Raw genomic sequence first — 12,562 nt, 5'->3', positions numbered from 1 at the left:
ACTGTTTTAATAGGTAGCGCTTAGATATAAAAAAAGGCGTTACTTATAAAAGTAACACCTTATTATTTTTAAGACTAATTTTCACTAGTGTTTGTGTCTATTCTCTGAAGATACAGATAATTTTTTTCGACCCTTGGCTCTTCTTCTCGCCAGCACTTTTCTTCCGTTCACACTTGCCATGCGTTCTCTGAACCCGTGCTTGTTTTTTCTTTTTCTCTTAGATGGTTGAAACGTTCTTTTCATTTTAATTATCTTTAAATCTTCAGTGGAATCCTTAGTTAAATTAGTTCTAAACCTTTCTTTAAAACTGCGGGCAAATATACAAAGACTTTTATCTCTTCCAAAAACTAAATTAAAATAATTTTTAATTGTTTTTACTACCTTTGCCGCCTGTAAAATCGAGGCATTATGTTCAATAAGAATATCAAACTAATATTAGCCGGGGCAATAATTGCCATTTCCATCTGGCAATTCTTTCTGGGAAACATTGGAAACGGGATCATGTTCATCCTGCTTTCCCTAATTTTTATTTTCCTGTACTATAAGAATGAAATGATCCTTATGGCATTCTTACGCCTTAGAAAACAGGATTTTCCCGGAGCCAAAAAATGGCTGGATCGCATAAAGGACCCGGAGGCTGCGCTTACACAAAAACAACAGGGATATTATTGGTACCTGCACGGGCTTATGCTTTCACAAACTAATATGACCCAGGCAGAAAAACATTTTAAAAGAGCCATCAAACTAGGTCTTTCCATGGACCAGGACCTGGCCATGGCAAAACTTAACCTTGCCGGAATAGCAATGAGTAAAAGACGTAAACGTGAGGCCCAAAATCTTCTTACAGAAGCTAAAAAACTGGATAAGCACGGGATGCTGAAAGAGCAGATCCAAATGATGAAACAGCAGATGAAAAAGATCTAAGGATCAATTCGTTAGAAAAAACCTAAATTAGGAATAATTTAACTGCATTTCACCCATATAATTTACCCTTCAACGAATAATTTTCCTACCGGGCCTCTTCTTTTGTAATTTTGCAAAAAGAACTGTAAAGGCGAAGAATGGTAAGAATTTTACTACTTATTTTTACATTTTTACTTACCCAAATATCCACTGCACAGCAAGAGGAGGATAATGCTATTCTTTTTTCTGAAGCACTTACATTACACTTGCCAAAATATGAAAAGCGTGCAAAAGATGCGTATTTCTATAGGGATTACGAAAAAGCACAAAAATTATTCGATTCCCTTACCAGGTATCAACTTGCCGGTAGCTATATGGATGATTTCAAATTCAAGAATCTAAGAGGAAAGAAAATTTCCCTGCACAATTTTAAAAAACCGGTTTATCTTATAACATATGCTTCCTGGTGCGTAACATCACAGGGAGAAGTGCCTGCACTAAATGAGCTGGCAGATAAATACCAGGATAAAATAGATTTTGTAATTCTATTTTGGGATAGCAAGATAGATACCCGAAAAGCTTCTAAAGATTACAGTAAAAATATTCACATTACTTATGTGGACGAACTGGACAACAAAGACCCACATGTTGTACGCAATTTAAAGCATTCCCTTGGCCTACCTACCACTTTTCTCCTGGACAAGGATAAAAAGATACTTAATATACGAAGAGGTGTTACCCATAAATATGGTAAAAGCTTTGAGGAGTCTCTCGATGCAAACTACAACTCTATTTATGATGGGATAGCCAATCACCTCCTGGGAGACAGAAATTTCGAGCCGCGCCCGGAGCCGGTGGCCTTAAATAATTAAGGCCATTCCCCAAAAGTTATTTAACGTCCCGGTAGTATCCTTTATGAGGGATTTCAATCTCATATACTTTTCCCGATTTATTGTTTAAATGCGCCTCTCTTAACCAGGGATTGTGAATTTTAAGAATCTTGTAATTGATCCCCTGTTCTTTGGCAAAACTGGCAAAATCCTCTACAGGTGTATTAACCTTTACAGTGTATGTTGGTATATGGCTGTATAGATCATCTTCAGTAAAATTAAAACCATATTTTTTTGGGTCTTTCATGATCTCTTTTACAGCCAGGATCCTGAACACATATCTCCCTGTTTCCTCACCTAATAGCAAATCATAATAATCGCTTACATCCTGCCTGGTTAACTGTCTTGAAATACCGGCATTACCGGCATTATAAGCAGCCGCGGCCATAGTCCAGCTACCAAACTGTTCCCTGGATTTTAGGAAATACTCACAGGCGACCCGGGTAGATTTCTCTATATGATACCGCTCATCCACATTCGAGTTGATCTCCAGTTTATAATCCTTACCGGTTCCTTCCATAATTTGCCAGAACCCCGTAGCCCTGGCAGGTGACACAGCCTGGGTTAGACTGCTCTCAATAACGGCCAGGTATTTAAAATCATCTGGGACACCATATTCTTTCAGGATAGGTTCAATGACAGGAAAATATTTGTGCGCCCTTTTCATTAACAGCAAGGCATTGGACTGCCAGTAGGTGTTTACCAGCAATTCCCTGTCCATTCGCTCATAAACATCTGGATCTTCCAGGGGCACTTCTTCTCCTGCAAAACTAAGTTCCTGCGGCATTGGAAGCGCATATACATTATAATCCTTAGTCACCTTGTCTTTTACTGTGGTCTCTTCCTCAGTTTCCTCAGTATAAGGCCCCTCCTGCACAGCCTGTATACTTATAGCACTTATAGCTAATAGTCCTACACTCATTAACAAAACCTTCAAAATTTTCATCGCTTTTCTATTTTATTCATTTTCTTTTTGTTTAACCCTCCAGTTAATATGATCTCAGGTAAATGCCGGTTAAACCACCTATACCTATTTATGATCATAATATGGGTTCCACCTTTGACAGGAATACAATTCCTTATATATTTGATCGGAAAAATAAGATCTGCATCCCCATGAATATGTACAAGGTCCTCCCGAGGTTTTTCACATCCCCAGCATACCATATTCTTGATCGCCCAGTCCAAATATTTATTATTGCGAACCGAGAGATACTTACGGTATAATCGAGCTCTTTTTTTCAGAAAATCATTTACCGCCAGTTTTTCAAAATGATCTACATAATCCAGCAAACTGGTGGGGATCAATTTAAAAAACCCTGTTTTGGCCGCAAATCTCATCCTTCTTGGAAGCTCATCTCTGCATTTTACACTTGAAATAATTATTAACCTGCGTACTGAAATATAATTACTCATTTCCTGTACAACAACTCCGCCAAAAGATACTCCTATTAAAACAATGTTATCATGCTTTACATATTTATTCATACGCAAGGCATAATCCTTTAAGGATTCATCATCCAAAGGTATGATCCACTCCAGGAAATGCATTTTAAATTTATCCTCTGGCAACTTTATATATTCAAAAATTGCCGCATTTGCTGCCATCCCCGGCATAAAGTAAACGTGAATAATCTCTTCCTGATCCATCATTCAATGAATGGTTAAACTGTGGAATTTAAATGTTATTTTACGCCTTACCAAATTATATTTGATCAATACCAGAGCTATTTCTTAACAGCCCTATTATTTTCTTTTTAAACTTAGTATCACCACACCCAAAAGTTTCATTGGGTTATTGATAATTAATGCCTTAACTTTGTACATCACATTAATTTAGGAAAAAAATTAAGATCAAAATGAAGTTTTAGTATTCTTAACTTCAAGGTTCTCTCATTACATCATTCGCCGACCTTCTTTTTTTTTCTCCAGATGTTCATGAAACCTAAAAATACTACTATGATGACAGAAGATGCAATTGAGATCACCAACAATGAATTTCTTAGACAGTTTGAAGCCGTTATTAATGAAGAGTTGGTCACTGTAGAATATGCCCAGCAGGAGCGAAAAATTTTCCTTACAAAATTAATTATGTCTGATGAACTTAAGGAGGAGGGATATCTCGAACCATTCCTTACAACCCTGCTCAACAGGATCAAGGAAGGAACAGACCGTGTAGTTCCTACCAGCCCTGAGATCGCAAAATTTATGAGGAAGAACAGAAGGAAATACAAAGACCTGCTTCCTGTAGGAATTAATATTTAAACAACTGCTGCAGGCTCACAATATTTAAAACGCACAATTCCATCCTCATCGATGCTTGTGAGTTCAATTTCATGCAAACTATTTACAAGCCCCGGATTCCAGGGGGTTTTTACTTTCACATAATTACCGGTGAAGCCGTGAATGAAACCTTCTTTATTCTCACCTTCAAATAGAACAGTGTGAACCTTCCCCAACTGACTTTCATAAAAGGATCTTCTCTTTTTTGCTGAAAGGCCCCGCAGCATCTTACTTCGTTTTTTTCTCACCTTAAGAGGTACAACTCCCGTCATACTTGCCGCCGGGGTATTATCCCTTTCTGAATAGGTGAATACGTGTAAATAAGATATATCCAGTTCATTCAGGAAATTATACGTTTCCAAAAAATGCTCTTCAGTCTCCCCGGGAAATCCAACAATTACATCTACCCCAATACAGGCATTGGGCATCACCTCTTTAATTTGCTCCACCCTGTCTACATAAAGCTCTCTCATATATCTGCGCCGCATTGCTTTTAAAACATCATTGCTCCCACTTTGCAGTGGAATGTGAAAATGGGGAACAAAGGAATTACTTTGAGCAACAAAATCTATAGTCTCGTTTTTAAGCAGGTTTGGCTCTATTGAAGAGATCCTGAGCCTTTCAATACCCTCAACTTCATCAAGGGCTTTAACGAGGTCCAGGAAGGTGTGCTCATGCTTTTTATTACCAAACTCTCCTTTGCCGTAATCCCCTATATTCACACCGGTAAGAACAATTTCCTTTATCCCTTTAGCCGATATTTTTGAAGCATTCTCCAGTACATTTTCCAGTTTATCACTTCTTGAAATTCCTCTGGCCAATGGAATGGTGCAATAGGTGCATTTATAATCACAACCATCCTGAACCTTGAGGAAGGCACGGGTGCGATCACCAAAGGAATATGAACCTACATAGAAATCGGCTTCTTCGATTTCGCAAGAATGTATTTGTGCCTGCTCGTTCTTTACAAGGTCGTTAAGATATTGAGTGATCTTAAATTTCTCTGTAGCTCCCAGAACAAGATCTACCCCCTCCACATCTGCAAGTTCTTCAGGTTTTAACTGGGCATAACATCCCACGGCGATAACAAAGGCATCTTCATTAACCTTCTGCGCCTGTTTTACAATGGTCTTAAAACGTTTGTCTGCATTCTCTGTTACAGAACAGGTGTTAATCACATAAATATCGGCTTCTTCTGAAAAATCCACCCTTTGAAAGCCTTCATCTTTAAAAGAACGGGCAATGGTAGATGTTTCAGAAAAATTAAGTTTACACCCAAGGGTGTAAAATGCTACTCTTTTAAGACTGTTCATTCCAAACGCTATTTAAAACCTTCATTTTAAGGGCTGCAAAGATACCGGATTTAATTGGTTTTTAAAAAGGTTGTTATTAGTTGTTGGTTATCAGTTGTGGGTTTGTCGGTTGAAAAAAAGTGGAGAGTGGAAAGTGGAGAGTGGATAGTCAAGACTTGTATGCTGTAGGGGTTGGGCTTGCCCCGACCCGGAAGTTGGCAATTGCGGTTGTATATTGTAGGTTGTAGGTTGTAGGTTGTAGGTTGTAGGTTGTAAGTTGTAGGTTGTAGGTTTGAAAAAGTGGAGAGTGGAAAGTGGAGAGAGGATAGTCAACGCGTATTGTAGGGGTCGGGCTTACCCAACCCTTTAAGTTCAGCTGTAGGCGAAAACCCTTAAATACCAAAAAAAAAAGGTCTGGATTCTAGTCTCTAGACTCCAGACCCTTTTTCTAAAATCTCACATCTCAATACTCATATCTAACTACTCCCTTCTCCACTTCTTGCTTTCTTCAAAAACATATTCCAGGATCTCCCGGTCGTCATTTGTAAAATCAACGTTTCGTCTTTTCATAACCTCTTCAGCAACCTCAAAGGCCTTGGAGGTTTTATAAGTAGTTGTACCGGCGCTGCCACCCCAGCTAAAGGAAGGAACAAAATTACGTGGAAAGCCGCTGCCAAAGATATTGGCACTTACCCCTACTACTGTTCCTGTGTTGAACATAGTATTGATGCCGCATTTGCTGTGGTCACCCATCATTAGCCCGCAAAACTGCAAACCTGTGGGAGCAAACCTCTCGGTTTCATAATCCCACAATCTTACCTCTGCGTAATTATTTTTAAGATTTGAAGTATTGGTATCTGCTCCAAGATTGCACCATTCCCCCAGTACAGAATTGCCCAGAAAACCATCATGCCCTTTATTGGAATAGCCAAAAATAACCGAATTATTTACCTCCCCTCCTACTTTGGAAAAAGGCCCCACAGTGGTGGGACCGTATATTTTGGCCCCCAATTTTAGTACAGAACCTTCACAAATGGCAAATGGCCCTCTAACAAGTGAGCCTTCCATGATCTCGGCATCGGCACCCATATAAATAGGGCCGCTTGATGCATTTAATGTAGCAAATTCAACTTTTGCTCCTTCTTCAATAAAAATATTATCTGCGGCGAGAACATTATTGGAAGCAGGAATGGGTTGCGACTCCCTGTTTGCGGTAATTAACTCAAAATCGGCAAGAATAGCTTCCTGGTTCTTTGAAAAAATATCCCAGGTTTGACTTACTTTAAATGCTTCCCCTTCCAGGTTTATCTTAATATAACCGCTAAAATCTACTTCCTGATCCTCAAGTGAATAAAAAGCTACTACCTCTTCCTCCAAAAATATTGCCTGGTTGGGTTCCAGGGCTTCTATTTGGGCAACCAGCTTGGGTGTGGGCAAGAAAGAAGCATTGATCATTACATTTTCTTCCATTTCCACAAGTGGCCATTTATTAGAAAGGTAATCCTCTGTTACAGTTGAAGTGGTTGACCCCAGGATTCTTTCCCACTTCTCACGAATGGTAAGTATACCTATGCGCAAATCTGCTACCGGCCTGGTGAAAGTAAAGGGTAATAATTGCCTTCTTGAGGGACCGTCAAACAAAATGTAATTCATAAAAAATTTTTAAGTGTGCTAAATATAAAGGTATTTAAAAAGTAAAATTAACGGGCATCTTACTTCCTCATTTTTTGAACCAAAAAAGAGGCCGTCTAAAAAGTAATTTTTAGGCGGTTTCTCTTTTTAGGTTATTTAATGATTTGTTTGGTCTTCTCCTTTTTAAAAAATTAATAGAAAGTCAAGGATATAGTCTTTTTAGGCTACACTGAACTTCCTGAGGTTGTGTGCCATTGCTATGAGTCCTATCTCAGTGGTAGCTTTATCCATTCCCCGGAGCATAAACCGTTTGAAACCCATGTTCTGCTTGATATTTCCAAAGACAGCTTCCACATCCCAGCACCGGCGCTTACGATGTGCTATTCCTTCTTCACTTAGCAGCAAATCTCTTGCTTTTTCTTTTAGGCGAATTAGGTTGTGATTGCGTTCGATGGTCCTGTTCCCTTTTGCTTTATGGCAGCTGCCTCGCAGCGGGCAGCCAAGGCAATTCTGAGCCTGGTATTTGTGGATCGTTTGTTTAAAACCATTCTTAGTTTCACTTTCGTAGCTTTCTATTTTATTCATCGCCTGCCCCATTGGACAGTAATAAGTATCTGTTTCCTGGTTGTAAAACAAGTTATCGGGATGGAAAGGGTTTTCTCTGTGCTTTTTATCCCGTTGTTCTTTGTGAAAGTAGTTGTATTTCACATAGGCAGTAACTTCTTTCTCTTCTAGATCAACATAATTTTCTTCACTGCCGTAACCAGCGTCGGCAGTAAGAGTTTGAGGAGCTTCTCCATAGGAGGCAATATGTTTTTGCAGGTGATCTTTTAAAGTGGTGGTGTCAGCTGTAGTTTGTGCTAAGGAGTAGTTAACGATAAACTGATTATTGGTTGAAGCCTGCAAGTTATATCCGGGTTTTAATTGCCCATTTTGCATATAATCATCTTTCATCCGCATAAAGGTGGCATCGGGATCTGTTTTGCTGTAGCTGTTCCTTGTTCCCAGGATCTTCTCCTGCTCATTATATTTTTGTAGGTTCTGTGGCCAGTTCTTTTTGGCATAATTGAGCTTTTGTTTGACCTTCTTGTCAATCTCTTTGTCCTTCAGGGCCTGGTTTATGGTGTCAATGGTTTGAGCAACTTTTTCAGGATCGATGGCTTCAAAATCAGGTTCATTAGGCAACATTTGCTCCTGGTCATAGACACTCTCAACATATTTCCATAGTTCTTTAAGTTGTTTTTTGATTCGCTCTTTACTGGTCTTGTTAGACTTGCCCCACACAAAGGTATAGCGGTTAGCATTGGCTTCTATCTTGGTGCCATCCACAAAAAGTTCTTTAAGTGATAGCACTCCTTGTTCTGCCAATAAAATTACAACCTGATTAAAAATGTTTTGAAAAGTTCCTTTTAAGCGTTTTCCCCTAAAATCATTGATGGTATTATGATCTGGTTTGCTTTGCCCGCTAAGCCACATAAAGTGTATGTTCTCCTGTAGGGCTTGCTCTATCTTACGAGAGGAGTAAATGTTGCGCAAATAGGCATAAATGGTCACTTTTAATAACATCCGGGGATGATAGCTGGAAGTGCCACCTCCTTTATAGCTCCTTTCTAAAGCGGAGATATCAAGGCGATCAACAATCGTATTTACAATTCGGACAGGATGATTCTTAGGAACCAAATCATCATAGCTGGGCGGAAGAAGACTTAACTGGTCCTGTGAGTAAGTCTTAAATACAACTTTCTTGTTCATAGCATGAAAATAATACTATCCATAATTATTTCCAACAAAAAAGGCTGCCTTTTCAGACAGCCTCTTGTATTTTGGGTATTCAGGAAGCTTACTTCTTGAATTTTGCGTACTTGTTCTTGAACTTATCAATTCTACCTGCTGTATCCAGTAATTTGGATTTTCCAGTGTAGAATGGATGAGAGGTTCTTGAGATCTCCATCTTTACCAATGGATACTCTTTACCGTCAACTTCAATAGTTTCTTTTGTATTAGCGGTAGATTTAGTAATGAACACCTCTTCGTTAGACATGTCCTTAAATGCTACCAATCTATAATTTTCCGGATGGATTCCCTGCTTCATCGCTTTATTCTTTAAATGGTGTTCGTTTTTTCGAGTGGCAAATTTAAGCAAATTTAGGAAATAACAAACAAAAATGAGGATGATTTTTTTTACACCTCCAATTTTAAGTAAAATGAGACCGGTGTGTAACGTTTTCCTATATTTGTTAACTAACCGGGAAATATTAATTAACCTTTATCCAAATGGAAACACAAAAAACAGAAGCAAAGAAATTTGTGCTTAATTATGGGGTCTTACTTGGGATCCTCTCGGTTATTATGGGAGTAATAATGTATGTTACCAATGCATACCTGGACCCCGGCTTTATTTATTCTATCCTTGGCTTTCTCATTTTAATAGTGGTAATCTCCCTTGCAATCAAAGCTTTTAAGACTGAAAATGGGAACTATTTGAGCCTTGGAGAAGCTTTAAAAGTAGGGATAGGTGTAGCCGTGATTGGCGGTATTATTACTGCTTTATGGTCGTTTGTACTTATGAATTATATCGAACCAGATTATATGACGCAAATGATGGATGTAAGTCGGGATAAAATGACAGAAATGAATCCTAATATGACAGATGCTCAACTGGAAGCTGCTATGGAATTTAATGCTAAATTTAGCTCCCCGTGGATTGTTATGGCCTTTTCACTTATTGGCAACCTGTTCTTTGGCCTTATCATTTCACTTATCGCAGGATTAATAATGAAGAACAAGAACCCTTACGAAGCTTAGGGTATAAATAAATCTTAATGCAATTATCTATTGTAATTCCTCTTCTAAATGAGGAAGAGTCTTTAAATGAATTATATAATTGGATTGTATCTGTGATGCAATCCAATTCTTATTCTTATGAAATAATTTTTATAGATGATGGCAGTACAGATGGTTCATGGAATACTATACAGCGGCTCGCATTAGAAAATCCTTCGGTAAAAGGAATTAAATTCAACCGGAATTATGGAAAATCCCAGGCCCTGCACGCAGGGTTCCTGGCAGCACAGGGAGAAGTGATCATCACAATGGATGCCGACCTTCAGGATAATCCCGAGGAGATCCCCGAGCTTTTCAACCTGGTTAAAAAGCAGAATTATGATCTTGTATCCGGCTGGAAAAGAAAAAGATATGACTCTGTCCTTACTAAAAACCTGCCTTCAAAACTATTTAATGCAGCTGCCAGAAAGACATCTGGGGTGCAACTGCATGACTTTAACTGCGGGCTTAAGGCTTACCGGAGTGAAGTGATCAAGAATATTGATGTTTACGGGGAAATGCACCGGTATATCCCTGTGCTTGCTAAGAACGCAGGTTTCTCCAATATCACTGAAAAAGAAGTTAAACACCAGGCCAGAAAATATGGTAAGACCAAGTTTGGGATGGAAAGATTTATCAACGGTTTCCTTGACCTTATAAGTATATGGTTCCTGTCCAAATTTGGAAAAAGGCCTATGCATCTTTTTGGGGCTCTTGGAGTGCTTATGTTCTTTTTTGGATTTATAGCTGCTGCCTGGATTGGCCTGTCAAAATTATATAAAATGTACCACGAGCTCCCAAACATCCTGGTTACAAATAATCCCTGGTTCTATATTTCCCTCATTCTCATGGTTATAGGAACCCAATTCTTTCTTGCAGGTTTCCTTGGAGAACTTATCCTGCGCAGCAAAAGGGATAAAGACCGTTATCTTATTAGCAAAACAACAGGGATTACTAAAGCACTTTCAGCTTAAATCCTTATTTTTGTTCCTCTAAAATTTTAGCTATGACACAGATCAAACCTGAAATACTTAATAAGGCCAAGGAATGGCTTTCAGATAATTTTGATTCAGAAACCCAAAAAAATGTCAATAGTTTAATTGAAAATAATCCAGCGGAACTCGAGGAGAGCTTTTATAAGAATGCTGCCTTTGGTACCGGTGGAATGAGAGGCATAATGGGTGTTGGCCCAAATCGTATAAATAAATACACTCTTGGGAGGAATACCCAGGGAATAAGCAATATCCTGAAGGAAGAATTCCCGGGTGAGCAGCATAAAGTAGTCATAGCTTACGACTGCCGGCACAACAGTAAAGAACTGGCACAGGTGGTGGCCACTGTTTTTTCTGCCAACGGGATTAAAGTATTTTTATTTTCAGACCTGCGTGCCACACCGGTTCTTTCCTTTGCAGTTAAGCACTTAAATTGCCACTGTGGCATCGTCCTAACCGCGAGTCATAACCCGCCCGAATATAACGGCTACAAGGTTTACTGGCAGGATGGTGGCCAGCTTGTACCCCCAACGGATATAAAAATCATTGAGGAAATAGAAAATGTAGATTTTGCAAGCATTAATTTTAAAGCAAATAAAGACCTTATAGAATTTATAGATAAGGAAGTGGATGAAGCGTTTATAAAAGCTTCAGTAAAGAACGGAAGTTTTGATACCCCTGCTGCTGCAAAGGATAATTTAAAGATTGTTTTTACCTCGCTGCATGGCACGGCTATAACTGTAATTCCGCAGGTATTGGAAAAGGCAGGTTACAAAAATGTCTTTACAGTAAAAGAACAGGAGGAACCAGATGGAAATTTCCCTACAGTGGTATCCCCCAATCCAGAAGAGCCTGAAGCCCTGGAAATGGCGATAAAACTTGCTGAAGAAAAAGATGCCGATATTGTCATAGGAACCGATCCCGACGGGGACCGCCTTGGAGTTGCTGTGAGGGACCTTTCAGGTAAATTAATTTTGTTGAATGGGAACCAAACAATGCTAATGATGGCCTGGTTCCTGCTGGAGCAATGGAAAAAAGAGAACAAACTGAATGAGAATTCCTTTGTAGCATCCACCATTGTTTCTACTCCAATGCTAAAGAATATTACTGAAAATTATGGAGCACAATATCACGAAGTCCTCACAGGCTTTAAATGGATAGCCAAATTGATAAAGGACCACCCGGAATTGAATTACGTTGGTGGCGGGGAAGAAAGCTTCGGGTTTATGGTTGGCGATTTTGTAAGAGATAAAGATGCAGCCACCTCTACCCTGCTGGCTTGTGAAATTGCTGCTCAAATGAAAGCCAATGGCAGCTCCTTCTATAAGAAACTACTGGAACTATATGTAGAATTTGGATTGTACAAGGAAGAATTGATCTCCCTTGTTAAAAAAGGAATAGACGGAGAAATGCAAATTAAACAGATGATGGTTGACCTTCGTGATAACCCTCTTAAAGAAATTGCAGGAGAAAAGATCGTGCTTATAGAAGATTACCAGTCATCTATTGCCCGTAACCTCCAGGAAAATACAGAGCATAACATCGATATTCCAAAATCCAATGTGTTGATCTATTACACCGAGGAGGGAACAAAAGTTGCCGCACGACCCAGCGGTACAGAGCCGAAGATCAAATTTTACATTAGCGTTAATAAGGATCTTGAAAAGGTAGAAGAGTTTGATAAAGCCAGTAAAGAACTGGATGAAAAGATCACCAGTGTAAAGGATGATCTACAGGTAGATTAAAA

13 protein-coding genes are annotated in these 12,562 nt (G+C 39.1%); 6 read left to right on the top strand and 7 right to left on the bottom strand.

Annotated features, from left to right (window positions below; all coding sequences use genetic code 11):
* Positions 1–84 precede the first annotated feature (84 nt).
* Positions 85–243 carry a 50S ribosomal protein L34 gene (gene rpmH / locus FHG64_RS18630; RefSeq protein ID WP_013071475.1) on the bottom strand — a complete coding sequence of 53 codons (159 nt, stop codon included), beginning with the start codon at positions 241–243 and terminating at the stop codon, positions 85–87.
* Positions 244–408: 165 nt separating this feature from the next.
* On the opposite strand from rpmH, the gene FHG64_RS18625 reads away from it, so the two are divergent.
* Together FHG64_RS18625 and FHG64_RS18620 are read left to right on the top strand one after the other, a co-directional pair.
* A complete protein-coding gene (locus tag FHG64_RS18625; protein WP_139067791.1) occupies positions 409–924 on the top strand; it encodes a DUF2892 domain-containing protein in 516 nt (171 codons plus the stop codon).
* Positions 925–1,061: 137 nt separating this feature from the next.
* The gene (locus FHG64_RS18620) at positions 1,062–1,775 is read left to right on the top strand and encodes a TlpA family protein disulfide reductase (protein WP_139067790.1); all 714 of its coding nucleotides are present in this window, start codon (positions 1,062–1,064) and stop codon (positions 1,773–1,775) included.
* 16 nt (positions 1,776–1,791) lie between these two features.
* On the opposite strand, the gene FHG64_RS18615 is transcribed toward FHG64_RS18620, so the two are convergent.
* Together FHG64_RS18615 and FHG64_RS18610 are read right to left on the bottom strand one after the other, a co-directional pair.
* A complete protein-coding gene (locus FHG64_RS18615) occupies positions 1,792–2,739 on the bottom strand; it encodes a lytic transglycosylase domain-containing protein (RefSeq protein WP_139067789.1) in 948 nt (315 codons plus the stop codon).
* Positions 2,736–3,443 (bottom strand): alpha/beta hydrolase, encoded by a 708-nt coding sequence (locus FHG64_RS18610; protein WP_168191400.1) that lies wholly within the window; start codon positions 3,441–3,443, stop codon positions 2,736–2,738. The genes FHG64_RS18615 and FHG64_RS18610 overlap by 4 nt, the downstream gene beginning before the upstream one ends.
* Positions 3,444–3,755: 312 nt before the next feature.
* Here FHG64_RS18610 and FHG64_RS18605 point away from each other — a divergent pair, with 312 nt between their 5' ends.
* Entirely contained in the window at positions 3,756–4,058 is a 303-nt protein-coding gene (locus FHG64_RS18605) for an N-acetyltransferase (RefSeq protein ID WP_139068022.1), read from the top strand.
* Here FHG64_RS18605 and mtaB read toward each other — a convergent pair.
* The 4 genes from mtaB to FHG64_RS18580 form a co-directional block, all read right to left on the bottom strand.
* Entirely contained in the window at positions 4,055–5,389 is a 1,335-nt protein-coding gene (gene mtaB, locus FHG64_RS18600; RefSeq protein WP_139067787.1) for a tRNA (N(6)-L-threonylcarbamoyladenosine(37)-C(2))-methylthiotransferase MtaB, read from the bottom strand. The genes FHG64_RS18605 and mtaB overlap by 4 nt on opposite strands.
* 459 nt (positions 5,390–5,848) lie before the next feature.
* Positions 5,849–7,021: a GlmU family protein gene (locus tag FHG64_RS18590; RefSeq protein WP_139067785.1), complete on the bottom strand. Its 1,173-nt coding sequence runs from the start codon at positions 7,019–7,021 to the stop codon at positions 5,849–5,851.
* A 198-nt stretch (positions 7,022–7,219) separates the two neighbouring features.
* Entirely contained in the window at positions 7,220–8,752 is a 1,533-nt protein-coding gene (locus FHG64_RS18585; protein WP_139064573.1) for an IS1182 family transposase, read from the bottom strand.
* A gap of 88 nt (positions 8,753–8,840) precedes the next feature.
* A complete protein-coding gene (locus FHG64_RS18580) occupies positions 8,841–9,092 on the bottom strand; it encodes a type B 50S ribosomal protein L31 (protein WP_139067784.1) in 252 nt (83 codons plus the stop codon).
* Between the two features lie 182 nt (positions 9,093–9,274).
* On the opposite strand from FHG64_RS18580, the gene FHG64_RS18575 reads away from it, so the two are divergent.
* The 3 genes from FHG64_RS18575 to FHG64_RS18565 are packed head-to-tail and all read left to right on the top strand — an operon-like array spanning position 9,275 to position 12,560.
* Positions 9,275–9,805 (top strand): DUF4199 domain-containing protein, encoded by a 531-nt coding sequence (locus tag FHG64_RS18575; RefSeq protein WP_139067783.1) that lies wholly within the window; start codon positions 9,275–9,277, stop codon positions 9,803–9,805.
* 17 nt (positions 9,806–9,822) lie between these two features.
* Positions 9,823–10,797, top strand: coding sequence for a glycosyltransferase family 2 protein (locus tag FHG64_RS18570; protein ID WP_139067782.1), 975 nt, complete (start codon positions 9,823–9,825; stop codon positions 10,795–10,797).
* A 32-nt stretch (positions 10,798–10,829) separates the two neighbouring features.
* A complete protein-coding gene (locus FHG64_RS18565; protein ID WP_139067781.1) occupies positions 10,830–12,560 on the top strand; it encodes a phospho-sugar mutase in 1,731 nt (576 codons plus the stop codon).
* Positions 12,561–12,562: the final 2 nt, after the last annotated feature.

Source organism: Antarcticibacterium flavum (assembly GCF_006159205.1).
GTDB classification, from domain to species: Bacteria; Bacteroidota; Bacteroidia; order Flavobacteriales; family Flavobacteriaceae; genus Gillisia; species Gillisia flava.
The sequence above is the reverse complement of the archived record's forward strand: the minus strand, read 5'-3'. Positions and strand labels throughout refer to the sequence as shown.

Coding starts and splice junctions, on each gene's coding strand:
- rpmH (WP_013071475.1), bottom strand. CDS start 243: ATGAAAAGAACGTTTCAACCATCTAAGAGAAAAAGAAAAAACAAGCAC.
- FHG64_RS18625 (WP_139067791.1), top strand. CDS start 409: ATGTTCAATAAGAATATCAAACTAATATTAGCCGGGGCAATAATTGCC.
- FHG64_RS18620 (WP_139067790.1), top strand. CDS start 1,062: ATGGTAAGAATTTTACTACTTATTTTTACATTTTTACTTACCCAAATA.
- FHG64_RS18615 (WP_139067789.1), bottom strand. CDS start 2,739: ATGAAAATTTTGAAGGTTTTGTTAATGAGTGTAGGACTATTAGCTATA.
- FHG64_RS18610 (WP_168191400.1), bottom strand. CDS start 3,443: ATGGATCAGGAAGAGATTATTCACGTTTACTTTATGCCGGGGATGGCA.
- FHG64_RS18605 (WP_139068022.1), top strand. CDS start 3,756: ATGACAGAAGATGCAATTGAGATCACCAACAATGAATTTCTTAGACAG.
- mtaB (WP_139067787.1), bottom strand. CDS start 5,389: ATGAACAGTCTTAAAAGAGTAGCATTTTACACCCTTGGGTGTAAACTT.
- FHG64_RS18590 (WP_139067785.1), bottom strand. CDS start 7,021: ATGAATTACATTTTGTTTGACGGTCCCTCAAGAAGGCAATTATTACCC.
- FHG64_RS18585 (WP_139064573.1), bottom strand. CDS start 8,752: ATGAACAAGAAAGTTGTATTTAAGACTTACTCACAGGACCAGTTAAGT.
- FHG64_RS18580 (WP_139067784.1), bottom strand. CDS start 9,092: ATGAAGCAGGGAATCCATCCGGAAAATTATAGATTGGTAGCATTTAAG.
- FHG64_RS18575 (WP_139067783.1), top strand. CDS start 9,275: ATGGAAACACAAAAAACAGAAGCAAAGAAATTTGTGCTTAATTATGGG.
- FHG64_RS18570 (WP_139067782.1), top strand. CDS start 9,823: ATGCAATTATCTATTGTAATTCCTCTTCTAAATGAGGAAGAGTCTTTA.
- FHG64_RS18565 (WP_139067781.1), top strand. CDS start 10,830: ATGACACAGATCAAACCTGAAATACTTAATAAGGCCAAGGAATGGCTT.